The sequence below is a fragment of the Hydrogenophaga sp. BPS33 genome (genome assembly GCF_009859475.1).
GTDB lineage: Bacteria > Pseudomonadota > Gammaproteobacteria > Burkholderiales > Burkholderiaceae_C > Hydrogenophaga.
This window is the reverse complement of the sequence record NZ_CP044549.1, coordinates 130787-154395: the sequence shown is the minus strand read 5'-3', so window position 1 is coordinate 154395 and position 23609 is coordinate 130787. Positions and strand designations below refer to the sequence as shown.

25 protein-coding genes are annotated in these 23609 nt (G+C 68.9%); 24 read left to right on the top strand and 1 reads right to left on the bottom strand.

The window, feature by feature from the left end; translation table 11 throughout:
- Positions 1–30: 30 nt before the first annotated feature.
- The 24 genes from F9K07_RS00680 to F9K07_RS00565 all read left to right on the top strand — a co-directional run bounded on the left by F9K07_RS00680 (position 31) and on the right by F9K07_RS00565 (position 23152).
- Positions 31–900 carry a branched-chain amino acid ABC transporter permease gene (locus F9K07_RS00680; protein WP_159588392.1) on the top strand — a complete coding sequence of 290 codons (870 nt, stop codon included), beginning with the start codon at positions 31–33 and terminating at the stop codon, positions 898–900.
- Positions 901–915: 15 nt separating this feature from the next.
- Positions 916–1893 (top strand): branched-chain amino acid ABC transporter permease, encoded by a 978-nt coding sequence (locus F9K07_RS00675; RefSeq protein ID WP_159588390.1) that lies wholly within the window; start codon positions 916–918, stop codon positions 1891–1893.
- Entirely contained in the window at positions 1893–2687 is a 795-nt protein-coding gene (locus F9K07_RS00670) for an ABC transporter ATP-binding protein (RefSeq protein ID WP_159588388.1), read from the top strand. Before F9K07_RS00675 ends, F9K07_RS00670 begins: the two co-directional genes overlap by 1 nt.
- Positions 2680–3375, top strand: coding sequence for an ABC transporter ATP-binding protein (locus F9K07_RS00665; protein ID WP_159588385.1), 696 nt, complete (start codon positions 2680–2682; stop codon positions 3373–3375). Before F9K07_RS00670 ends, F9K07_RS00665 begins: the two co-directional genes overlap by 8 nt.
- A gap of 16 nt (positions 3376–3391) precedes the next feature.
- Positions 3392–4147: an SDR family NAD(P)-dependent oxidoreductase gene (locus F9K07_RS00660; protein ID WP_159588382.1), complete on the top strand. Its 756-nt coding sequence runs from the start codon at positions 3392–3394 to the stop codon at positions 4145–4147.
- A gap of 15 nt (positions 4148–4162) precedes the next feature.
- Positions 4163–5464: a Rieske 2Fe-2S domain-containing protein gene (locus F9K07_RS00655; RefSeq protein WP_159588380.1), complete on the top strand. Its 1302-nt coding sequence runs from the start codon at positions 4163–4165 to the stop codon at positions 5462–5464.
- Positions 5461–5913 carry a bacteriohemerythrin gene (locus F9K07_RS00650; protein ID WP_159588378.1) on the top strand — a complete coding sequence of 151 codons (453 nt, stop codon included), beginning with the start codon at positions 5461–5463 and terminating at the stop codon, positions 5911–5913. Before F9K07_RS00655 ends, F9K07_RS00650 begins: the two co-directional genes overlap by 4 nt.
- Before the next feature lie 57 nt (positions 5914–5970).
- Positions 5971–6945 carry a PDR/VanB family oxidoreductase gene (locus tag F9K07_RS00645; protein ID WP_442907366.1) on the top strand — a complete coding sequence of 325 codons (975 nt, stop codon included), beginning with the start codon at positions 5971–5973 and terminating at the stop codon, positions 6943–6945.
- A 31-nt stretch (positions 6946–6976) separates the two neighbouring features.
- On the top strand, positions 6977–8287 hold the full coding sequence (locus F9K07_RS00640) for a Rieske 2Fe-2S domain-containing protein (RefSeq protein WP_159588374.1): 1311 nt from the start codon (positions 6977–6979) through the stop codon (positions 8285–8287).
- A gap of 38 nt (positions 8288–8325) precedes the next feature.
- Entirely contained in the window at positions 8326–9597 is a 1272-nt protein-coding gene (locus F9K07_RS00635) for a Rieske 2Fe-2S domain-containing protein (RefSeq protein WP_159588372.1), read from the top strand.
- 12 nt (positions 9598–9609) lie between these two features.
- Positions 9610–10434, top strand: coding sequence for an SDR family NAD(P)-dependent oxidoreductase (locus tag F9K07_RS00630; RefSeq protein ID WP_159588370.1), 825 nt, complete (start codon positions 9610–9612; stop codon positions 10432–10434).
- A gap of 2 nt (positions 10435–10436) precedes the next feature.
- Entirely contained in the window at positions 10437–11591 is a 1155-nt protein-coding gene (locus F9K07_RS00625; RefSeq protein WP_159596760.1) for an alpha-hydroxy acid oxidase, read from the top strand.
- On the top strand, positions 11588–12577 hold the full coding sequence (locus F9K07_RS00620; RefSeq protein WP_159588368.1) for a 2-hydroxyacid dehydrogenase: 990 nt from the start codon (positions 11588–11590) through the stop codon (positions 12575–12577). The genes F9K07_RS00625 and F9K07_RS00620 overlap by 4 nt, the downstream gene beginning before the upstream one ends.
- Positions 12574–13428, top strand: a complete 855-nt coding sequence (locus tag F9K07_RS00615; protein ID WP_159588366.1) for a TIM barrel protein — start codon at positions 12574–12576, stop codon at positions 13426–13428. Before F9K07_RS00620 ends, F9K07_RS00615 begins: the two co-directional genes overlap by 4 nt.
- Before the next feature lie 13 nt (positions 13429–13441).
- Positions 13442–14335: an alpha/beta hydrolase gene (locus F9K07_RS00610; protein WP_159588364.1), complete on the top strand. Its 894-nt coding sequence runs from the start codon at positions 13442–13444 to the stop codon at positions 14333–14335.
- A 122-nt stretch (positions 14336–14457) separates the two neighbouring features.
- Positions 14458–15276 carry an IclR family transcriptional regulator gene (locus tag F9K07_RS00605; RefSeq protein ID WP_159588362.1) on the top strand — a complete coding sequence of 273 codons (819 nt, stop codon included), beginning with the start codon at positions 14458–14460 and terminating at the stop codon, positions 15274–15276.
- A gap of 78 nt (positions 15277–15354) precedes the next feature.
- Positions 15355–16596: an alpha-hydroxy acid oxidase gene (locus F9K07_RS00600; RefSeq protein WP_159588360.1), complete on the top strand. Its 1242-nt coding sequence runs from the start codon at positions 15355–15357 to the stop codon at positions 16594–16596.
- The gene (dctP, locus tag F9K07_RS00595) at positions 16593–17606 is read left to right on the top strand and encodes a TRAP transporter substrate-binding protein DctP (protein ID WP_201451498.1); all 1014 of its coding nucleotides are present in this window, start codon (positions 16593–16595) and stop codon (positions 17604–17606) included. Before F9K07_RS00600 ends, dctP begins: the two co-directional genes overlap by 4 nt.
- 1 nt (position 17607) lies before the next feature.
- Positions 17608–18174, top strand: a complete 567-nt coding sequence (locus F9K07_RS00590) for a TRAP transporter small permease subunit (RefSeq protein WP_159588358.1) — start codon at positions 17608–17610, stop codon at positions 18172–18174.
- On the top strand, positions 18167–19468 hold the full coding sequence (locus F9K07_RS00585; RefSeq protein ID WP_236581762.1) for a TRAP transporter large permease: 1302 nt from the start codon (positions 18167–18169) through the stop codon (positions 19466–19468). Before F9K07_RS00590 ends, F9K07_RS00585 begins: the two co-directional genes overlap by 8 nt.
- Positions 19469–19471: 3 nt before the next feature.
- On the top strand, positions 19472–20401 hold the full coding sequence (locus F9K07_RS00580) for an SMP-30/gluconolactonase/LRE family protein (RefSeq protein WP_159588356.1): 930 nt from the start codon (positions 19472–19474) through the stop codon (positions 20399–20401).
- A 135-nt stretch (positions 20402–20536) separates the two neighbouring features.
- Positions 20537–21514, top strand: coding sequence for a Bug family tripartite tricarboxylate transporter substrate binding protein (locus F9K07_RS00575; protein WP_159588354.1), 978 nt, complete (start codon positions 20537–20539; stop codon positions 21512–21514).
- Positions 21515–21544: 30 nt separating this feature from the next.
- Positions 21545–22423 (top strand): TauD/TfdA dioxygenase family protein, encoded by an 879-nt coding sequence (locus F9K07_RS00570; RefSeq protein WP_159588352.1) that lies wholly within the window; start codon positions 21545–21547, stop codon positions 22421–22423.
- Positions 22424–22441: 18 nt separating this feature from the next.
- Positions 22442–23152, top strand: a complete 711-nt coding sequence (locus F9K07_RS00565; RefSeq protein WP_159588350.1) for an RraA family protein — start codon at positions 22442–22444, stop codon at positions 23150–23152.
- Between the two features lie 20 nt (positions 23153–23172).
- On the opposite strand, the gene F9K07_RS00560 is transcribed toward F9K07_RS00565, so the two are convergent.
- Entirely contained in the window at positions 23173–23595 is a 423-nt protein-coding gene (locus F9K07_RS00560; RefSeq protein ID WP_236581761.1) for a HipA N-terminal domain-containing protein, read from the bottom strand.
- Positions 23596–23609 lie beyond the last annotated feature (14 nt).

Genomic DNA, 23609 nt, shown 5'->3' with positions numbered 1-23609 from the left:
CACCACCTCTCCCCGTCGGGAGCGCCCGCTGTGTCCACCCTCGCCTTCATTCTTCTGTATGGCCTGTCGTACGGCCTGGTCCTGTGCCTGATCGCGCTCGGCCTGGTCATCACCATGGGCCTCATGCACGTGATCAACCTCGGCCACGGCGCCTTCGCCGCCATCGGGGGCTACCTCGCCATCAGCCTGATGCAGCAGCAGGGCTGGCCGTATGCGGTGGCCGTGCCGGCGGCGGTGCTGGCGGTGGCGGCGTTCGGCGTGCTGGCCGAGCGGCTGCTGTATGTGCGCCTTTACAAGCGCAGCCACCTGGACCAGGTGCTCGTGACCATCGGCTTCAACTTCGTGGTGATCGCCATCCTGACCATGCTGTTCGGTCCCAACATCGTGCGCATGGAGTTGCCCGCCTACCTCAAGGGCAACGTCGACCTGGGCATCCGCGAGTTCGAGCTCTACCGCGTGGTGGCCTCGGCCATCTGCATCCTGATCATCGGCGCGTTGTGGTGGGTGTTCGAGCGCACCAGCACCGGCGCGCGTTTGCGCGCCGCCGTAGACAACCGGGGCATGGCGCAGGCCATGGGCATGAATGTGCCGCTGCTGTTCTCCGCCACCTTCGCGCTGGGCTGCGGCCTGGCGGCACTGGGCGGCATCCTCGCCGCGCCGATGCTGCCCATGGAGCCCATGTGGCCCATGAAATACCTGGTGCTGATGCTGGTCATCGTCGCGCTCGCGGGCCACGGCCAGGTCACCGCCTCGGTGGCTGTGGCCATTCTCGTGGGCCTGGTCGAGACCGCCGGGCGCTACCTGTTCCCGCAATTCGGCGCTTTCTTCATCTACCTGCTGCTCATCGCCCTGATGGTGTGGCGCCCCAACGGCCTGCTCGTGCGCCGCCAGACGGCTTGAGAAGGTGGAGCCGACATGACCCCGCTTCCCCGCGATTCCATCCTCAGCCGCCACCGCTGGCGCCTGGGCGAGCTGCTCTGGCTGCTGGCCGCGCTGGCCTGCTATTTCGTCTTCCCGCAGTACCTCGCGCTGGGCACCACCGTGCTCATCATGGTGTTGCTGGTGTTGTCCTACGACTTGCTGCTGGGCTTCTCCGGCGTGCTCTCGCTGGGCCATGCGGTGTTCTTCGGCCTGGGTGCGTACACCGCCGGCTGGCTCTCGCTGGCGGGCTGGACCGAGCCGGTGAGCGTGGTGATCGTCGCGGCCATCGCGGCAGCGGCGCTGGCCGCGCTGATCGGCCCCTTCCTGCTGCGCCTCACCGGCCTGCCGCTGATGATGGTGACCCTGGCGCTGGGCGTGCTGGTCTTCGAAGCCGCGCACAAGGCCACCCCGCTCACCGGCGGGGACGACGGCCTGCCCGGCATCCAGTTCTCGCCCATCCTGGGCGTCTTCGAATGGGGGCTGGGCGGCGCCACCGCCTACCTCTATGCGCTGGCCTGGCTGTGCGGGGTGTTCGTGCTGCTCAAGCGCATCGTGTCCTCGCCGTTTGGGGTGATGCTGCAAGGCGTGCGCGAGAACCCGGCGCGCATGCGGCTCATCGGCAACCGCGTGCTGCCGCACCTCACGCTGGCCTACGTCATCAGCGCGGCCATGGCCGGCGTGGCGGGCGCGCTGTTCACGCAGGCCAACGCCTTCGTCGGCCTGGGGGTGCTCGCGGTCGACACCTCGATCGACGTGCTCGTGATGCTGGTGCTCGGCGGCATCGGCGGCCTGCACGGCGCGCTGGTCGGCGCACCGGTCTACATGCTGCTCAAACACTTCTCCTCGCAATGGAACCCCTTCTACTGGATGCTGATCATCGGCCTGTTGCTGATCGTGGTGGTGTTGTTCGGACGCGGCGGTGTGCTGGGCTCGCTGCAAACGCTGATGCGCCGCGTGCGCAGGGGGACGTGATGGGCCTGGCACTCGCTCCCTTCGCGCTCGAAGCCAGCGGCCTGTGCAAACGCTTCGGTGCGTTGCACGTGACGCAGGACGTGAGCCTCTCGCTGCCCGTGGGCGCGCGCACCGCGCTCATCGGCCCCAACGGCGCGGGCAAGACCACACTGGTGAACCTGCTCACCGGCGTGCTGCGGCCCGACCAGGGCCGCCTGCATCTGTTCGGCGAGGACGTCACGGCCGTCTCGGCGGCCGCTCGCACGCGCAAGGGCCTGGTGCGCACCTTCCAGATCTCCAGCCTGTTCGCGCAACTCACCGTGTTCGAGAACATCTACATCGCGGTCGCGCAGGCGGCCGGGCGAGGCTTCTCGATCTGGCGTGCCGCCGGCCGCCAGCGCGACCTGCTCGAGCGCACGGAGCAACTGGTGGAGCAGCTCAAGCTGCAGGCCGACCGCCACCACAAGGTGAGCGAGATTGCCTATGGCCGACAGCGCCTGGTGGAAATCGCATTGGCGCTCGCGCTCACGCCGCGCGTGCTGCTGCTGGACGAGCCGGCTGCGGGCATCCCCAGCAACGAGCTGGACCTGCTGCACGGCGCCATCGATTCGCTGCCGCGAGAGATCGCCGTGCTCATGATCGAGCACGACATGGAGATGGTGCGCCGCTTCGCCACCGATGTGTCGGTGCTGGTGAACGGCGCCTTGCTCCTGTCGGGCAAGCCGGCCGACGTCATGTCACACCCCGAGGTGCAGGCGGTCTACCTCGGCAGCAGTGGCAAGCAACGTTTCGACAAGGCGGTGGCCCATGCTTGAAACCCGCAAACTCAGCGGCGGCTGGGGTCCGACCTTGGTGAACGAAGACGTGAGCCTGCGCGTGGCCAGCGGCGAGACCGTGGCCATCGTCGGGCGCAACGGTGTGGGCAAGAGCACGCTGCTCGAACTGCTCGTGGGCCGCGCGCAGCGCCGTGGCGGCGGCATCTCGCTCGGCGGCAACGACATCACCACGCTGCCCGTGCACCAGCGCGCCAAGAGCGGCCTGTGCTACGTGCCGCAGGGGCGCGAGGTGTTTCCCAGCCTCACCGTTGCCGAGCACCTGCAGATCGCGGCGCGACCGGGGCATTGGACCGTGCCGCGCGTGATCGAGCTGTTCCCGCGCCTGGGCGAGCGCCTGGCCAGCCACGGCAACCAGCTCTCCGGCGGCGAGCAGCAGATGCTGGCGGTGGCGCGCGCGCTGCTGGGCAACCCGCGCGCGCTGTTGATGGACGAACCCTTCGAGGGCCTGGCGCCCATCATCGTCGAGCACCTGGTGCACAGCATCCGGCGCATCGTGCAGTCGGGCTCGATCGCGCTGCTGTTGGTAGAGCAGCGCGTGGACATCGCGCTGGACCTGTCGGACCGGTGCATCGTGATGGACCGGGGGCGTTGCGTGTTCGAAGGCGCATCGGCCGACCTCGCGCGCGACGAAAACCAACTGGCCGCCCTGATGGGCCTGGGACATTGAAGAGAAAGCACACGGCATGAGATTCGATCAACAAGTGGCCATCGTCACCGGCGCGCAGACCGGCATCGGCCGCGCCATCGCAGAACGCCTCGCGTCCGAGGGCGCGGCCGTGGTGCTGGCCGATGTGAACGATGCCCAGCCGGTGGCCGAGACCATCCGCGCCAGCGGCGCGCGCGCCCTGGCCGTGCGGACCGACGTGGCCAACGAAGCCTCGGTGGTCGCCATGGTCGAACAGACCGTGCAGGCCTTTGGCCGCGTCGACATCCTGGTCAACAACGCGGCGATTGCCGCCACCATCGAACTGCGCCCGTTCGAGCAGATCACCGCCACCGAATGGCAGCGCATGCAGAACGTCAACGCCATGGGGCCGTTCCTGTGCACGCGCGCCGTCGCACCCCACATGCGCCAGCAGCAGCATGGCCGTATCGTCAACATCACCTCGGGCACCGCGTTCAAGGGCGCGCCCTTCATGCTCGACTACGTAGCGAGCAAAGGCGCGCTGATGACGATGACGCGCGCGCTCGCGCGCGAACTCGGCAAGGACTTCATCACCGTCAACGCGGTCTCGCCCGGTTACACGCTGAGCGAAGGCAACCTCGCCAACCAGGATTTCCTCGCCACCTACCGCGAGGCCGCGATCCAGACCCGCTCCGTGCCGCGCGACGGCTGGCCGGCCGACATCGTGGGTGCGGTGGCCTTTCTCGCCAGCGCCGACGCCGCCTTCGTCTCGGGCCAGATCCTGGCGGTGGATGGCGGCTCGGTCTACCACTGAAGAAGGCGGAAAAAGATGCTGAACCACGACAGCAACCAGCGCCTGTGCCGCGTCGGCCCCGACGACGCGATGGGCCTTGCCATGCGCCGCTACTGGCTGCCCTTCATGGCCGCGGCCGAGCTCGCCGTGGGCGACGATCCGCGAGGCGTCGAACTGCTCGGCGAGCGTTTCGTGGCCTGGCGCGACGACAGCGGCCGCGCCGGCTTGTACCACCAGCACTGCCTGCACCGGGGCGCCTCCATGCGCCTCGCGCGCGCCGAGGGCGATGGCCTGCGCTGCATCTACCACGGCTGGAAATTCGCTGTCGATGGCACGGTGCTCGACACACCCAACGTGGCCGACCCGAAGTTCAAGGAACGCATCCAGGGCCGCACCTTTCCCGTGCGTGAAGCCGGGGGCTTGCTCTGGACCTACCTTGGCCCGCGCGCGCAAGAACCTCAATTCCCGCACTGGCCGTGGATGGATCTGCCCGACGCGCAGCGCCTGATCACGCGCCACGTGGAGGAATGCAACTTCGTGCAGGTGATCGAGGGCCTGGTCGATTCGTCGCATCTGGGCCTGTTGCACATGAACGGCCTGCAGCAGTCGGGCGACGTGGACCTGGGCTTTGCGCAGAAGGTCAACTCCATGCAGCGCAACCTTGCGCCGCGCCTGGACGTGCAGGACACCGACTTCGGCTTCTACTACGCGGCCTTGCGCGAGATCGAGGACGAACAAGGCGCGCGCACCGAGGCGCGCATCGCCGCCTTTGTCGCACCGTGCTGCGTGCTCAACCCGAATGGAGATATCGCCACCTTCGTCGTGCCGATGGACGACGAGCGCACCGCCTTCATCCACATCTTCTGGAGCGAGACGCAAGCGCTCAACCGCGAACCGCTGCGCAGCCAACACCTCGAATTCATCGGCCTCACCCCGGCCGTGCTCGACGCCTTCGGCCTGACCGACGAGACGCTGGGCCGCGCCGACCGGCCCAACCCGCGCAACCACTTCCACCAGGACCGCGCCGCCATGCGCCAGGGCACGAGCTGGAGCGGCCTGCCCGGCTTGATCGAGGAAGACGTGGCCGCTTCGGTTTCGGCCGGCGCGTTGCGCGACCGCCAGCACGAGATGTTGTCCATCGCCGACGTCGGCGTCACGCGGCTGTACCGCACCTTGCTGGCCTGCGCCGATGCGGTCGAGCAAGGGCGCGCGCCGCTGGGCATCGGGCGGGGCGTGGACTGGTCGCAAGTGCAGGGCACGCACGGCGTGCTGGCCAGCGAAGACTGGCGCGACCTGATCGCGCGCCGGCAAGAAACGGAAAGCGAGGGCGCGGCATGAACGCGAGCCTGGCACACGGCTTCGCCTGGGACGAGGCTTTCAGCGTCCACCACGCCAGCATGGACGACACACACCACGAATTCGTCGATTGCCTGGACGCGCTGCTGCGCGCCAGCGATGCTCAACAACACGCGGCGCTGAATGCCTTCGAAGACCATGCGCGCCGCCACTTCCAGGAAGAAGACCAGGCCATGCGCGAGAGCGCCTACGGTTCCGCCGGTTGCCACGTCGACGAGCACGCGGCGGTGCTCAAGTCGCTCGACGAGGTGCGCGCCGTGCTGGCCGAGGGACGCCACGACGTGGTGCGCGCGTTCGCGCTCGCCCTGGCCGACTGGTTTCCCCGGCACGCCCAGGTGATGGACCTGGGCCTGGCGCGCTGGCTGCAGCAGCGCCGCCTGGGCGGTGCGCCGGTGTCGATTTCCAAGCGTGCGGTGTCCGCCCTGGCGTGACCGCCGGACTTTTTTTTACCCTATGATCTTCCATGGAAGACGATTAGAGAAGATGAGATGCTGATGGAAACGCTCTTGCAGGTGCGTGTCGCGGCCCGGCAACTGGTGGCCGAGGACATCGCTGCCTACGAATTCGCGCCGCTGGATGGCGTGGAGCTGCCGGGCTTCGAAGCGGGCGCGCACATCGACGTGCACGTCCCCGGCGGCCCGGTGCGCCAATACTCCTTGTTCCAGTTGCCCGACGCACGGCCCGATGCCGCGCCGCGCTACCGCATTGGCGTGCTGCGCGACCCACAGTCGCGCGGGGGCTCGGCGAAGCTGATCGACACCGTGAAGGAAGGCGACGTGCTGTCGGTCTCGCGGCCGCGCAACCACTTCGCTCTGCACAGCGGGCCGGCGCACGCCGTGCTGTTCGCGGGTGGCATCGGCATCACGCCCATCCTGTGCATGGCCGAGCAGCTGACGCGCGAAGGCCGCTCGTTCGAGTTGCACTACTGCGGCCGCACGCCAGCGCGCATGGCCTTCCTGGACCGCTTGCGCGGCGCCGTGTTCGCCGACCGTGTGCAGGTGCACGCCGACGACGGCGCGCCCGAGCAGCGGTTGGACGCCCGCGCCGCCATCGGTGCGCCCGCGAGCGACCGCCACCTGTACGTGTGCGGCCCCACCGGCTTCATGGACCACGTGCTCGCCAGCGCGCGCGAACTCGGCTGGGACGAGGCCCAACTGCACCGCGAGTACTTCGCCGCCGCCCCGATCGACCACTCGGCCGATGGCCCGTTCGAGATCGAGCTGAAACACAGCGGCCGCTGCATCCCCGTGAAGGCCGACCAGTCGGCCGCGCAGGCCCTGCTGGACGCGGGCGTGCCGCTCTCGCTTTCTTGCGAAGCGGGCGTGTGCGGCACCTGCCAGACGCGCGTGCTCGAAGGCGAGCCCGACCACCGCGACCTCTACCTCACCGACGACGAGAAGCGCGAATTCTTCATGCCTTGCTGCTCGCGCTCCTGCACACCGCGCCTCGTGCTCGACCTTTGAGAACAACCCCCGACCCACGAAAGGAAACCCCATGCTGAGCCAACAAGACAACGATCTGATGTGCCGCACCGGTGCGGGCACGCCGCAGGGCGAGGCCATGCGCCGCTTCTGGCTGCCAGCCCTGCAATTGAACGAGGTGCCCGAAGCGGGCGGCGATCCGAAGACGATCGAGCTGCTGGGCGAGCGCTTCGTGGTCTGGCGCGACCAGGACGGACGCCCCGGTCTCTTCGCCGAGTTCTGCCTGCACCGTGGCGCCTCCATGCAGCTCGCGCGCGCCGAGGGCGATGGCCTGCGCTGCATCTACCACGGCTGGAAGTTCGCCGTCGACGGCCAGGTGCTGGAAACGCCCAACGTGGCCGATCCCAAATTCAAGGAGCGCATCAAGGGCCGCACTTACCCGGTGCGCGAGGCCGGCGGCTTCCTGTGGACCTACCTCGGTCCGCGCGACCAGGCGCCAGACTTTCCGCACCTGCCCTTCATGGATGTGGACCAGGACCACCGCATCAACGCCTACGCGGTGGTCAACTGCAACTTCGTGCAGGTGGTCGAAGGCCTGGTCGACTCCTCGCACCTCACCGTGCTGCACGCCTCTGGGCTGGCCAAGACCGCAGGCGTCGACCTGGACTTCGCCAAGAAGACCACGCACATGCAGTTCGACGCCTCGCCGCAGATCGAGGCCGATGAGACCGACTTCGGCTTCCACTACGTCGCCATGCGCGGCGCGGGCGAGGGCCGGCGCATGGCGCGCGTGGCCTCCTTCGTTGCGCCCTGCTTCGTCGCCAACCCCAACGGCGACCTGTGGTTCGCCGTGGTGCCCGTGAACGACGAGCGTTGCAACTTCTTCCACGTGTGGTGGAACGCCGAGAAGCCGATCGGCCAGGAGCCGCTGCGTTCGCAGCAACTGTCTTTCGTGGGCCTGGACGACGAGACGCTCACGCGCCACGGCATGACCGCCGCCACCTGCGACGGCCCCACCGCCATGGGCTGGAAGAACGGCTACCACCAGGACCGTGCGCTGCAGCGCGCGGGCCACTTCACCGGTCTGGCCAGCTTCACGCAGGAGGACGCCGCCTGCAGCGTGTCGGGCGGTGGCATCCGGGACCGTTCGCAGGAAATGCTGTCCACCGCCGACATCGCGATCAGCCGCCTCTACCGCGTGCTGCTGGCCTGCGCCCGGGCTGCGCGCGACGGACAGGAGCCGCCTTCGCTGCGCGCCGACATCAGCCAGGTGGTGGGCACCTCGGCCGAGATCGGCCAGAGCGAAGACTGGCGCGGCCTCGTGCCGCAACACCGCATCTTGAAGGCGGCCAACGCCGCATCCCCGGCCGGCCGGCCCCACTGAGCCGCGCGCGGCCTCTCGAACCGAATCAGGAGTGATCCATGTTGAACCACAAAGACAATGAAACCATCTGCCGCGTCGGCCCGGGCACGCCCATGGGCGTGCTGATGCGCCGCTACTGGCACCCGGTGTGCACCTCGGCGCAACTGCCCGAGCCCGATGCACCGCCGCTGCGTGTGCGCCTGCTCGGCGAAGACTATGTGGTGTTCCGCGACAGCGCGGGCGCGGTCGGCATGCTCGACGAACTCTGCATGCACCGCGGCGCGTCGCTGGCACTCGGCCGTGTCGAGGAAGGCGGCCTGCGCTGCCTCTACCACGGCTGGAAATTCGACGTGAAGGGCGGCGTGATGGAAACGCCCAACCATGCCGATCCGAAATACCGCGAACGCATGAAGGCACCGGCCTACCCGGTGCGCGAAGCCGGTGGCCTGGTCTGGGCCTACGTGGGGCCGAAGGAGCAGCAGCCCGAGTTCTCGCGCTACGCCTTCATGGAAGCGCAGCCCGAGCACCGCGTGGCGCTGCGTGTCAACGTGCACTGCAACTACCTGCAGCTGGTCGAAGGTGGCGAGGACAGCTCGCACGTGGGCGTGCTGCACACCAACATGGCGCGCCCGGGCTGGATCGACGACAGCTTCGTGCCCAACCCCGATGTCGTGAATCCGGCCGCTCTCGTCTCCAACGATCTGGAGCCCGCGCTCAAGATCGAGGAGACCGCCTTCGGGTTCCAGTACGTGGCCTTGCGCAAGACCAGCGAGCCTGGCGTGAAGAACGCGCGCGTGGTGCCTTTCATCATTCCGTATGGCCGCATCATCCCGGCCCCGGCGTTCCTCTTTACCGTGTTCGAAGTGCCGGAAGACGACACCCACACCAGCACCTACATCGTGGTGCATGGCAACGCGCCGGTGACCGAAGACAAAATCATCGAACTGCTGGGCCTGGACGACAAGCGCTACTACGACCGCAAGTCTTGCGCCTACACCTCGACCTGGGCCGACAACTTCGGCCAGGACCGCGAGCGCATGAAAGACGACAGCTGGACCGGCCTGGTCGGCGTGGAAGTGGAGGACGCCACCATCGCGCTGTCGCAAGGCCCGTTGTACGACCGCTCCAAGGAACACCTGGTGCCGGCCGACCAGGGTGTCGTGCGCGTGCGCCGCGCCTTGCTCAACGCGGTGAAGGTGGCGGCCGAGAACGGCACGCCGCCCGCCGTGGGGTTGGACCTGCGCGGTGTGAGCGCCTGCGACGTGCAGATGAAAGACGGCGCGCTCTGGCAGGATCTGCTGCCCTCGCACCGCGAAACCGCCCCGGCCTGAAAGACCCCCCGCATGAATCACTTCACCAACGCCGGCACGCCCGACTACCTCTCGCTGCTCAGCCTGCAAGGCCGTGGCTTCGTCGTGCTCGGTGCGGGCCAGGGCATTGGCGAGCAGGCCACGCACGCGCTGGCGCAGGCCGGCGCGCGCGTGCTCTGCGTGGACCGCGACGAGGCGCTGGCCCAGCGCATCGCGCAGGCCGTGGGCGGCGTGCCCTGCGCGGCCGACGTGACCTCGCGCGCCGACATGCAGCGCATCTTCGACACCGCGCGCCAGCAGTTCGGCCGCGTGCACGGCACGGTCGACATCATCGGCGTGGCCGGCATCAAGGCCCTGTCGGAGGTGGACGACGAGGGCTGGGCGCAGCAGTTCGACATCGTGCTGCGCCACGCCTTCCTCGCGATCCAGATCGGTGGCGAAATGATGGCCGCCGATGGCGGCGGCAGCATGGCCTTCGTGGGATCGATGAGCGGCAACCGCGCCGTGCCCAACCAGAGCGCCTACGCCACCTCGAAAGCCGCGCTGCACCACCTGGTGCGCTGCGCCGGCGTGGAATACGCGCGGCGGGGCGTGCGCGTCAACGCGGTGGCGCCGGGTTACGTGCGCACGCCCCGACTGAACGAACGCCTGGGCGAAGACGCGTGGGACGCGATCGGCAAGGTCATTCCCATCGGCCGCCCGGCCACGCCAGCCGAGATCGCCGGGCCGCTGCTGTTCCTCGCTTCCGACCTGAGCGCGCACATCACCGGCGAGGTGATCGCGGTCGACGGTGGCGCGGGTGCGGTGGCGGCGTTTCCGGACGTGAAGTTCGGCCCGGCCAGGACGCCGACGCCTTGAACATGCCCCGACGCCTGCTTCACGCCAGTTCGATCGAAGACTTGCGCCGCCTGGCGCAGGCGCGCCTGCCGCGCGGCGTGTTCGACTTCTTCGATGGCGGTGCCGACGACGAGATCACCCTGCGCGCCAACCGCGCGGGCTTCGAGCGCCTGCGCCTGCGTCCGCACGTGCTGGTGGACGTTCAGCAACCCGATCTGCGCACCACGCTCGTCGGCGCGCCGTCGGCGGCACCGCTCGTGATCGCGCCCACCGGCGCCATCGGCGCGGGCTGGCCGGGCGCGGACGTGGCCATCGCCCGCGTGGCCGCGCGGCTGGGCATTCCCTATACCTTGTCCACCATGGCAACCTCGTCGATCGAAGAGGTCGCGGCCGTCGGCGGACGCCTGTGGTTCCAGCTGTACGTGCTGCGCGACCAGGTGTTCACGCAGCGCCTGCTGCAGCGCGCGCAGCAGGTTGGCTTCGAGGCGCTGGTCGTCACGCTGGACCTGGCCACCGGCGGCAAACGCGAGCGCGATCTGCGCAACCGCTTCACCGTGCCGCTGCGGCCGAACGTGCGCACCGCGCTCGACTTCGCACGCCACCCGGGCTGGTGCTGGCAGATGCTGCGCCATGGCCAGCCACGCTTCAAGAACATGGCCGGTTTCGACGGCGACACCGACCCCCGCGCCTCCATCGCGATCAAGGTCGGGCAGGCGCTGGACGCCTCGTTCGGCTGGGACGCACTCGCCCGCCTGCGCGAGCGCTGGCCGGGCCGCTTCATGGTCAAGGGCGTGTCGCGCGGCGACGATGCCGCGCGCCTGGCCGCTATGGGGGTCGACGCGATCTGGGTCTCCAACCACGGCGGGCGCCAGCTCGACGGCGCGGTGGCGGCCGTGGACGCGTTGCCCGAGGTGGTGGCCGCCGTGCAGGGTCGTTGCGCCGTGCTGCTTGACTCGGGAGTGCGCCGGGGCACCGACATCGTCAAGGCGCTCGCCCTGGGTGCGCAGGCCGTGGCCATCGGCCGCGCCACGCTGTACGGTGCGGCCGCCGGCGGCGAAGCGGGCGCGGAGCGCGCGCTGCAGATCCTCACCGAAGAACTGCGCCGTGCGCTGCAGCTGTGCGGCACGCCGCGCATCCCCGACATCGGGCGCGAACTGTTGTGCGCAGGACCGGCATGAAACGCCGCCTGCTGATCACACGCACCCTGCCCGACGCGGTGCTGGTGCGCGCACGCGCCGCGTTCGAGCTGGTGCTCTGGCCGCACGACAAACCGATTGGCGCACAGCTGCCGGCGTGGGCGCAGGGCTGCGACGCGCTGCTGGTGATGGCCACCGACCGCCTCGACGCTGCCGCCTTGCAAGCCCTGGCGCCCACGGTGCGTTCCATCGCCACCTACTCGGTGGGCCACGACCACATCGATCTGGCTGCCGCCACGCAGCGCGGCCTGCCGGTCTTCAACACACCCGACGTGCTGAGCGACGCGGTGGCCGAGGTGGCGATGTTGCTCATCCTCTCGGCCGCGCGCGATGCGACCTCGGCCGAAGCCACGCTGCGCGGCGGTGGCTGGGGGCCGTGGTCGCCTACGCGCTTCCTCGGCGTGCAGCTCACCGGCCGGCGCCTGGGCCTCTTCGGCATGGGGCGCATTGGCCTGGGCATTGCGCAACGCGCGCGGGCTTTTGGCATGCAGGTGCATTACCACAACCGCTCGCCGCACCCCGACGCGCAAGGCTTCAGATACCACCCCACGCTCGACGCGCTGATGGCACACAGCGACGTGTTCTGCGTTTGCGCACCGTCCACGCCGCAGACGCGTGGTGCCATCGACTCGCGCCGGCTGGCGTTGCTGCCGCGCGGCGCGGTGTTCATCAACATCGCGCGCGGCGACCTGGTTGACGAGGACGCGCTGATCGAGGCCATCGCATCGGGACACGTCGGCGCAGCGGGGCTGGACGTGTACCAGCGCGAACCGCAGATCGATCGCCGTTTCCTGCAACTGCCGCGCACCACCTTGCTGCCCCACGTCGGCAGCGCCACGCACGAGGCGCGCGAAGGCATGGGCCGCCTGGCGGTGGATGCGCTCGCCGCCTTCGCGCGCGGTGAGAAGCCCGCGCACTGCCTCAACCCCGAAACGCTCGCGCCCCGCGCCGTCGAAAGCACCCCATGAGCTGGCACCTGCGCTACGCACCCCACCTGGGCTACCGGCCGCCCTTCGAGCCGATGTTCCGCGCACTCGTGGGCAGCGACGACCCGGTCGAGCACGTGGCCTTCGCCGCCGACCAGGGGTTTGCCGGCGTGCTCTGCGCCGCGGTGCGGCGGCTCGACGCGGGCGAGCAGGCGCGCGTGGGGCATGCCCTGGCACAACGCGGTCTGCAGGCCGGCTGCGTGCTCACCACCACCTTCGACCAGCTGAAGAACACCAGTTGGGCCACGGACAGCGACGACGCGCGGCGCTGGATCACGACCGAGCTCGAACAGGCCAAGGCGGCGGCACAGCGCGTGGGCGCGCGCCAGCTCGCGGTTCTGGGCGGCGCGGATCCGGATCGGCCCATCGGCCCCCAGCGCGAAGCCTTTGTGCGGAACCTGCGCCACGCGGCCGACCTCGCCGCGCGCGATGGTCTCGTGCTCTGCCTGGAGACGCTCAACGCCCACACCGTGCCCGGCATGCTGCTGCACCACCTACCCGACGCACTCGCCGTGCTGCGTGCGGTGGACCATCCTGCCGTGCGCCTGATCTTCGACACCGCGCACGTGCAGGCCATGGACGGCGACCTGCTCGCGCAACTCGATGCGGCGTGGAAGCACATCGAGATCGTGCAGCTGGCGGACTGCCCCGGCCGTCTCGAACCCGGCACGGGCCAGGTGGACTTCGCGGGCGTGCTGCAAACGCTCGCGCGCCGTGGTTACCAGGGCCTGGTCGAACTCGAACACGGCTGGGCGCAGCCCGGCGCCGACAGCGAGCGGCGCGGCCTCGACAGCTTGCGAAGGCTCGATGAGGCTGCCGCATCTCCCGCATGAAAGGAACTCCGTCATGAACGCACCCCAGGACCACCATTCCGTGGCCGAGATCGAACGCCAGCTCGCCGCCTTCGGCACCGTCTTCGACGGTGAGGTGCTCGCCGCCACGCGCGCGTTGTACCGGCCGCTGCTGGACCTCGCGCCCGTGGGCGAAGAGCGGATCGACCAGGCCTACGGTCCGCACGAGCGCCACCGGCTCGACGTCTACCAGCCCCAGGGCCTCAGCCGCGCCACCGCGGTCTACGTGCACGGCGGCGGCTTTGTCGCGGGCGACAAGAACGGCGATGGCGTGTACTACCGCAACGTCGGCTGCTGGCTCGCGCGCCAGGGGTTCACGGCGGTGCTGCCGAACTACCGGCTCGCCACCACCCACGGCTGGCCCGCCGGCACGCAGGATCTGCAGGCGGTGCTGCAGTGGGTGCAACAGGACCGGGAAGCGCAAGGCGACGCCACACCGCTGGTGCTCTGGGGCCAGTCGGCGGGCGCGTGCCACGTCGCATCCTGGTTGTTTGACGACGCCGCGCGCGGCGGCGCACCTGCGGCGCGCGTGGACGGCGTGCTGCTCATGAGCGGCCTGTACCGTGCCGAAGCGCCATTGCCGGCGGGACCCAAGGCTTACTTCGGGGAAGACGCCGTGCTGTATCCCCAACGCTCACCGCTCACCCACGTGCGCGCGCTGGACACGCCGTTGTGCCTCGCCGTGGCCGAACTCGACCCCGGCTGGATCGCCGAGCAGACCTATGCGCTGGCGCACGCGCTCACGCGCGCGAACGGCCAGAGCCCGCGCTTCGTCTTCAACCGGGGCCACAACCACGTGTCCACGGTGCAGAGCCTGGGCTCGCCGCAGCAGGACGTGGCGGGCGAGGTGTTGCGCTTCATGGCGGCGGTGGCCGATCGCGCGGCCTGATTCGGTCGGCCGGACGCGCAGTTCGCATCCTGAAAGCGAGGTTCCGCGGCTGGAATGGAGGGATTGGGGGAAACCCCGAGGTGCCTTGAGCGGCCCGTGGCCAGTCGACAGAATCAACGGCCATGAACCTTGAAGAACACATCTTTCGCGCGCGGCCCAGTGCCGTCAACGCGGACCGCTCCGGAACACAGAGCCTCACGAAGGCCATCCGCCTCCTGCGCGCCATCGCGGCGCGGCCCCAGTTCGGCTGGCGCCTGTCGGACCTTTCCGTCGCCTGCGGCATGGACAAGGGCACGGTGCACCGCATGCTCTCGTGCATGGTGGAGGAGCGCCTGGTGCGCCAGCGCGCCAGCGACCGCCACTACCTGCCCGGCCCCTTCATGTTCGAGCTCGGCCTGGCCTTGCCTGACGCGATGCAGTTCCAGCGCGCGGCAGAGGCGAGCGTGAACGCCTTCGCCAAGCGCATGGGCGGCCTGGCGCTGCTGCTGTACCGCAGCGGCAACGAGTACGTGTGCAGCCAGCGGGCCGGTTCGCTGCAGCTCGCCGGCATGATGGTCTACCCCGGCACGCGCCGGCCCTTGTTCTCGGCCGCCGGTGGGGTGGCCATCCTGCAGACGCTGCCCGAAGAAGAGGTGCGGCGCGTGCAGGCGGAAAACCTGGCCGTCGAGATCGGCCGCAACGGTACGGTGCGCCTGGCCGCATTGCAGAAGATGTACGACCGCTCGGCCGAGCATGGCTGGGGCGTGAACCTGGGCGACGTGGTGCCGGGCGTGCACGCCTTCGGCATCAAGATCATCAACGAAGCCGGCGAAGCCTTTGCCTCGCTGTCGCTGGTGGGCACGGCAGACCTGTATCCGGCCGAGCGCCTGGAACAGGTGCACCAGGAATTGCAGCTCGCAGCCGACGCCCTGTCGGCCGACGCGCGTAAGTTCAACATGTGAACTTCACGCCGGCCAGCGCCTTCTCGCGAAGGCGCCGGACCTCTACCTTCGCGGGGTCGTCCTTCATGAACCTCGCGAATGCCTTCCATCCCATCCGCCATCAACCTGGAAGACCTGCGACAGCAGGCCCGCCGCAAACTGCCGCGCATCGCCTTCGATTTCATCGATGGCGGTGCCGATGACGAAGCCTGCTTGCAACGCAACCGCGCGGCCTTCCAGCGCTACACGCTGGTGCCGCGCTACCTGCGCGACGTGTCGCGGCGCAACCAGTCGGTGGAGCTGTTCGGCCACCGCTATGCGAGCCCGATCGGCATCTCGCCCACCGGCCTGGCCGGCCTGTTCCGGCCCGACGCCGATCTGATGCTAGCCGCCGCCGCGCGGGAGGCCAACGTGCCGTTCCTGCTCTCCAGCGCGGCCAACGCGGCGCTGGAAGACGCGAGCGCCATCGCCCCCGACAACGTGTGGTTCCAGATGTACTGCACCACGAACGAGTCGATCAACGCCGATCTCGTGCAGCGCGCCATCCGGGCCAAGGTTCGGGTGCTGGTGGTGTCGGTGGACGTGCCGGTCAATTCCAACCGCGAGCGCAACAAGCGCAACGGGTTTTCTCGTCCTTTGAAGATGACGCCCGGCGTCGTGCTCGAAGCCATGGGACACCCGGGCTGGGTGTTGCGCTATCTGCGCGCGGGCGGCATTCCCATGATGCGCAACTGGCTGCCCTACGCACCCGAAGGCGCACAGGCGGCGCAGGTGGCCGACATGTACGGCACGCTCACGCCCGCGCCCATGGTGTCGTGGCAGCACATTCGCAAGATCCGCGAGGCCTGGCGCGGCCCGCTGGTCATCAAGGGCCTGCTGCACCCCGAGGACGCGCGCCAGGCCGTGCAGCTGGGCGCGCAGGGCCTGATCGTCTCCAACCACGGCGGGCGCCAGCTCGATGCCGCGCCGTCCCCGCTGGACATGCTGCCCGCGGTGCGCGACGCGGTGGGTCGCCACGCGGAACTCATGCTCGACAGCGGCGTGCGGCGCGGCTCCGATCTGGTGATCGCGCGTTGCCTGGGCGCACGCTCGGCGATCTTCGGCCGGCCCTCCCTGTTCGGCGTGGCCGCTGGTGGCCAGGCTGGCGCGGCGCGCGCGCTGGCCATCGTGCGCGCCGAGGTCGACATGGTGCTCGCACAGATCGGCTGCGACGACTTCGAAGCCCTGAATGAGAGCTACCTCTGGCGCGAGGGCGCACCGCTGCCACGCGCCAGCACCCCTTCCCCCTCGCCGGTCGCCCGACCGGACATCCCCACAACCACCCCTGAGGAGACAGCATGAACACAGCACATGGTTTGACGCGGCGCGACGCCGTGGGTTATCTGGCCGGCGCCGCCGCAGGCATCGCCGGCCTGGGCGCCAGCGGCGCCGCCATGGCCGCCACGCAGTGGCGCGCCTACACCTACAACGCGGTCGCCACCGTCACGGCGGTCAAGGGCCTCAATGCCCTGTTCGAGGCGATCCAGAAAGAAACGCAGAGTGAACTGAGCGTGCGCCTGAACCTGGGCGGCACGCTGCCGATCGCGGCCACCAACATCACGCAGGCCGTGGCCGACAACGTGGTGCAGCTCGGCGACGACGCCTTCTTCATCGGCAGCGTGCCGGTGGGCGGCATCGTGCGCCTGCCGATGTTCCTGCCGCGCCGCGCCGATTTCGAGAAGGCCTGGGACGCCGCCGCGCCCTACCTGCGCGCCGACTACGCGAAGAAGAACGTGGTGGTGCTGGGCCGCTACATCTTCCCCGAGAACGTGATGTGGTCGCGCAAGAAGCTGACCTCGCTGGCCGACATCGCGGGCCAGAAGATCCGCGTGATTTCGCCCGAGCAGTCGGAGTTCATCAAGCTGCTCGGCGGCATCCCGGTCACGCTAGGCACCTCCGAGGTGGCCGCCGGCATCGACCGTGGCGTGATCGACGGTGCCCTCACCGCCAGCTCGGGCTACGGCCATGTGTGGCGCGATCTGCTCAAGTACAGCTACCGCCTCAACGTGAGCTTCGTCGACTCGCTGATCCTGGTGAACAAGGACGCCTGGGGCAAGCTCACACCCGACCAACGCACCAAGGTGCAGGCGCTGGTGGACGAGCACACGAAACGCATGACGGCAGCCATGGCCGCCGAGGATGGCGAGATCACCCGGAAGCTGGCCGAGGGTGGCATGGTCATCACCGAGCCCAGCGCGGCCGATCTTGCCGAAGCCGAGCGCCGCATCACGCCCTACTGGAAGGAGTGGGGCGAGAAGCGGCCGGCGGCGCAGGAGGCGCTGCAAAAGGTGCGCCTGGCAGGGGGACGTTGAGATGGCCGATCTTGCCGAAAGGCTGCCCCTGGACACCGAGCTGCACCAGGAAGATGGCGATGCGTTCAGCCCGCCCGAAGACGCCTTCTCGCGCCTGGGCCGCCGCGTGAGCGAATGGGCCATGGTGGGCCTGGTGATCATGATGGGCGCCGAGATGCTGGTGCGCACCCTGTTCGGCTGGTCGATCCAGTTCAGCAACGAGATCGGGGGCTACGCGCTCGTGGCCATCACCTTTCTGTCGCTCGCCTCGGGCCAGCTCGAACACGCCTACCACCGCGTGCACTTCGTCGAACGCCGGTTCGGCCCCGCCGGGCAGGCGCGCCTGCGCCTGGGCTTCGACCTCGCCACCCTCGTGGTGACGGCGGTGCTGTTGGCCGAGTTCGTGCGCTTCGAGTGGATCACCTGGCAGTCGGGGGACGTGGCCGCCACCTCGCTCATGACCCCGCTGTGGGTGCCGCGCTTTTTCATGCCCGTGGGCATGCTGATGCTGGCCTGGGCACTGCTGGCCACCGTGCGCGGCGACTGGCGCCGGCTGCAAGCCGCGAAACAGGGAGTGGGCCGTGCATGAGTACCTGATCATCGGCGTCTTCGTGCTGTTCGTCGGCCTGCTGGCCACCGGCATGTCGGTGCCCTTCGCCATCCTGTTGCCGGGCATCGCCTACCTCTGGCTGCAGGGCGGCGTGGGTGCGCTGCACGGCCTGGGCCTGGCCAGCTGGGGCAGTATGGACAGCTACACGCTGACCGCCATCCCGTTGTTCGTGCTGATGGCCGACATCCTGCAGGGCAGTGGGTTGGGTCTGCGGGTCTATGGCGGTCTGTCCAAGCTGGTGCGGCGCGTGCCGGGTGGCCTGCTGCAGACCAACATCGTGGGCTGCGCCGTGTTCGCGGCGGTCAGCGGCTCCAGCGTGGCCACCGCCGCCTCGATCGGCAAGGTCGCCCTGCCCGAGCTGCGGGCGCGCCGCTACGACGCGCGGCTGGCCACCGGCTCGCTGGCGGCGGGCGGCACGCTGGGCATTCTGATCCCGCCCTCCATCGCCATGATCGTCTACGCCACCTTCACCGAAACCTCGGTGGCCAAGCTCTTCATGGCGGGCGTGGTGCCGGGCATCGTGCTCACGCTGATGTTCATGGTCTACCTGGCCTTCGCTGCCATCCGCCGGCCGGAGATCGCGCCACGCGAGACCGCGGCGCTCACGCGCGACACGGTGCTGCGCGCGCTGGTCGACATCGTGCCCTTCATGCTGCTCATCCTGGGCATCATGGGCGCGATCTACACCGGCGTGGCCACGCCCACCGAAGCCGCGGCGGCGGGTTGCATCTTCGCGATCGTGATCGCCAAGCTGTTCGGCGAGCTGTCGTGGCGCGAATTCGTGGACTGTCTCAAACGCTCCACGCTGGTCACGAGCAACATCCTGTTCATCACCTACGCGGCCTTCATCTTTTCGTACGCCATGGCCGTGGCGGGTGTGGGCGAAGACATCACGGCCTTCATCGTCGGGCTCAACCTCAGCAAGCTCGAGTTCCTGCTCGCGCTCTTCATCCTGTTCACCGCGCTCGGGGCGCTGGTGGAGAGCCTCGGCATGATCGTCATCACCGTGCCGCTGCTCTACCCGCTGCTGGCGCCCTACGGCATCGATCCGGTGTGGTTCGGCATCGTGGTGGTGGTCTTCATCGAGATGGGGCAGATCACGCCACCGATCGGCATCAACCTGTTCGTGATCCAGAGCATTGCGCGCGGCAACCTGTCGGACGTGGTGATGGGCACCGTGCCCTTCCACCTGATCATGTTCCTGCTCGTGGGCCTGCTGATCGTGCTGCCCGAGCTGGCCCTCTGGCTGCCGAGCCGGGTGTCGGGAGGCTGAACGATGTTTGCACCACCCGAAAGGCTGAAGGCCGAGATCTTTGCGCGCATCCCCGAGCGTTTCCTGGTGCGCGATCGCCGGAGCGACTGGGTCGACACCCAGCTGCACGGCGCGCCCACACCCGTGTTCCTCGAAGGGCCGTCGTTCGACCTCCAGGGCAATCTGTGGGTGGTCGACATTCCCTGGGGGCGCATCTTCCGCATCGACCCGAAGGGCGACGTCGACCTCGTCACGCAGTACGACGGCGAGCCCAACGGCCTGAAGTTCCACCCCGATGGACGCGCCTTCATCACCGACTTCCGGCGCGGCCTCCTGGTCCTGGACCCGAAGACCGGCCGGGTCGAACCGGTGCTGGAGCGCGCGCGGCTCGAAGGCTTTCGAGGGCTCAACGACCTGTTCTTCGCCGCCAACGGCGACCTGTACTTCACCGACCAGGGCATGAGCGGCCTGCACGACCCGAGCGGCCGTCTGTACCGCCTGCGCGCCAGCGGCGAACTCGACCTCGTGCTCGCCGGCATCCCCAGCCCCAACGGGCTGGTGCTGAACCTCGACGAGAGCGCGGTCTACCTGGCCGTGACGCGCGACAACGCCATCTGGCGCGTGCCCCTCGCCGCCGATGGCACGGCCACCAAGGTGGGGGTGTACATCCAGATGTCGGGCGGTGGCGGCCCCGACGGCATCGCGCTCGATGCCGAAGGCGGGCTGGCGGTGAGCCACGTCGGCTTCGGCGCGGTCTGGGTCTTCAGCCCCAGGGGCGAGCCGTTCTACCGCATCGACGCGCCCAACGGCGGCCTCACCACCACCAACTGTGCCTACGGCGGGCCCGATGGCCGCACGCTGCACCTGCTGGAGTCGCGCTCGGGCACGGTGTTCACCGCGCGCGTGCCGGTGGCCGGCAAGCCGCTGTACGCGCACACGGGCCGCCCCGCCTGAACCGCCGCCGGTGGCCTGCACAAGTTCAACATGTGAAACCCTGCAGAACCACCGCACACGCAAGCACGGCGTCCCGCGCTACCTTTGACCCCAGCGACACGCCGCACACACACCAACACGATACGGAGACCCACCATGCAATCCCTGTTGCGCCGCACCCTGCTCAAAGGCTGCACCGCCGTGGCCGCGCTGGCCGCGCTGAGCTCGCCCGCACTCGCGCAAGGCGAGTGGCCGAGCAAGCCGGTGCGCATCATCGTGGCCTACCCGGCCGGCCAGAGCACCGACATCGCCACCCGCTACTTCGCTGAGAAGCTCACGCACGCGCTGGGCCAGAACGTGTTCGTGGAGAACCGGCCCGGTGCCTCCGGCAACATCGGCACGGCGGCCGCGGCGCGGGCCACGCCCGATGGCTACACGCTGGTCATGGGCGCCAACGGCACCCACGCCATGAACCCGGCCTTGTTCGTGAACCCCGGCTTCGACGCCGAGAAGGACTTCGACCCCATCGTGCTCACGGCGCTGATTCCCTTCGCCATCTCCGCCGCGCCCAACCTGCCGGTGAACTCGCTGTCCGACCTGATCGCGCTGGCGCGCAGCAAACCCGACAAGTTGGACGTGGCCATCCCCAGCGTCACCGGCCAGCTGGTGCTGGAAATGCTCAAGCAGCAGAACGTGCCGCTGTTCCCCGTGAAGTTCAAGGGCTCGGCCGATGCCATGACCGCCGCGCTCGGCGGGCACGTGCCGGTGCTGATCGACACCGTCGCCGCCACCCGCACCCAGCTCGGCAAGATCAAGCCGCTGGCCGTGACCACCCTGACGCCACTGGCCTCCATGCCCGGCGTCAAGACCGTGAGCGAACAGGGCTTGCCCAACTTCACCCTCACGGCCTGGAACGTCCTGATGGTGCCCAAGGGCGTGCCTGCTCCCATCCAGGCGCGCCTAGGCGCCGAAATGAAAAAGATCCTGGAGCTGCCCGAAACCCATAAGGCGCTGGCAGACCTGGGCTTCGAACGGGCACAACCCAAGACCACCGCCGAACTCGCCACCTGGCTGCAAGCCGAGCGGCGCAACTTTGCGCAACTCATCCAGGCCGCCCAGATGAAACCCGAATGACCCTGTCCACCCCCGACCAGAGACACCGCCATGCCCAAGATCCAGACCTCTTCCCTGCACTCCGATTTCGCGGTGCAGGTGCACACCTCCATCATGGACATCGTCGACGATGAAGCGGCGATCGCCGAACTCAAGGCCATCTGGCGCCAGTCGCCGGTGATGATCTTTCGCCGCCAGTCGCTCGACGAACCCGAGCTGGTGCGCTTCACCCAGCGTTTCGGCCACTGCGAGACCTCGGGCCGCAAGGACATCCAGTCGCCTTACCACGAGCAGATCATCTACTTCAGCACCCTCAAGTACTCCGACGGCCGCTTCGTGGGCGGCTTCGCGGGCGGCGAGGACGTCGACTGGCATTCCGACCAGACCTTCCAGGTGCGCCCGGCCACCGGCGCCATCCTCTACGGCACCGAAGTGCCGCGCGACGGTGGCGACATCTACTGGGCCAACCAGTACGCGGCCTGGGACCAGCTGCCCGCCGATGTGCAGCAGCTCATCGACGGCCGCACCGGTATCTACCGCTATGCCAAGCGCTACGCCATGCTCAACACGCTGGAGCTGCAGGACAAGGCCAAGGCCAACGCCCTGCTGAACCTGCCCGATGCGAAACACCCGGTCGTGCTGACGCACCCTGGCACCGGTCGCAAGGCGCTCTATGCAGACCCGACCACCCTCATCGCCATCGAAGGCCTGAGCGACGAGCAGAACGCGCGCGTGCTGCCGCTGCTGTTCGAGGCTGGCGGCGACCCGGCCCATGTGTACCGCCACAAGGTGCAGAACGGCGACATGATGATGTGGGACAACGGCTGCACCATGCACCGCCGCGACGTGATGCAGATCGACCAGCCGCGCCTGATGAAGCGCACCACCTTCCGCCTCTCCGAAGCCGAGTACTGCGTGCCGCACGCCTGAAAGAGAAAGAACGCCGCCGTGACCCGACCTTCCGTTTTTCTGCGCGTCAACCGCGTGGCCGCCAGCGTGTGCGCGCAAGCGCAGGACGTGACCGTGGCCGACCTCCACGAAAGCACCGCTCACCTGGGCTTCAACGGACTCATGTCGCCGCGCATGCGGCGCGTGACACCGGGTGCGCGCATCGCCGGCCCGGCCATCACCGCGCTCACGCAACCAGGCGACAACCTCATGATGCACCGCGCGCTGCGCCTGGCGCAGCCCGGTGACGTGCTGGTGGTGACCTGCCTGGGCGAGACCTCGGCCGCGCAGTGGGGCGACGTGGCCACCACCTATGCGAAGGAAGTCGGCTTGGCCGGCGTGGTGGTGCAGGGCTGCGTGCGCGATGTGGACAACGTGATCGGCATGGGCATGGCCGTGTGGTCCACGCACATCTGGCCGGTGCATGCGGACAAGGGCAAGGGCGGCGGCGTGAACGTGCCGATCAGCTGCGGCGACGTGACCGTGCGCCCCGGTGACCTGGTGGTGGCCGATGGCGACGGTGTGCTGGTGCTGCCGCGCGACGAGGCCGCTGCCGTGGTCACGGCCGCGCAGGCCAAGATGCGCAAGGAAAGCGAGGCCGCCGAAGCGATCCGCCAGGGCGCGACGGTGTGGGACCTGAGCGGGGCCGCTGCGGCCTATGCGCGGCTGGGTGTGGTGGAGGTCGATGCGGCGTTCGACGACGCGGCGTGAGGGGTCGTGCTCATCCATCCTTACCTCAAAGTAAGGAAAATCAGGAGCCCATCAAAATGAGCGCGCTGCGGTTGCTGCTGGGTGTTTGCAGACGATGACTTGCTCAGTGCCTCAACCGTGAGCCCGCGAACCCCTTCCGGGGCCGGCCCTTGCCCCAGCGGGCTGAGCACCAGCGAGCCCGCGGACTCCGCGCCGTAGTGGCGCTGCAAGCCGAAGACGTCCTTGTGCACGAGTTGGGCCTCTTTGGCCAATGACTTGCGCAGCTCCTCTTCGGGCAGCAGGTTGTCGAAGTACCACTGCACCGGGCGGTTGGAGGAGCCGTCGACATGGGCGGACTCGCGCAATGGCAAGCCCGGCGAGAGCGCGTAGCTGCTCTGGCCTTGCACCCACACCGGGTGGTACTGGAGCACCCAGATGTCGTTCACATCGAAGAGCCAGGCCACGAGCTTCGCCGCCA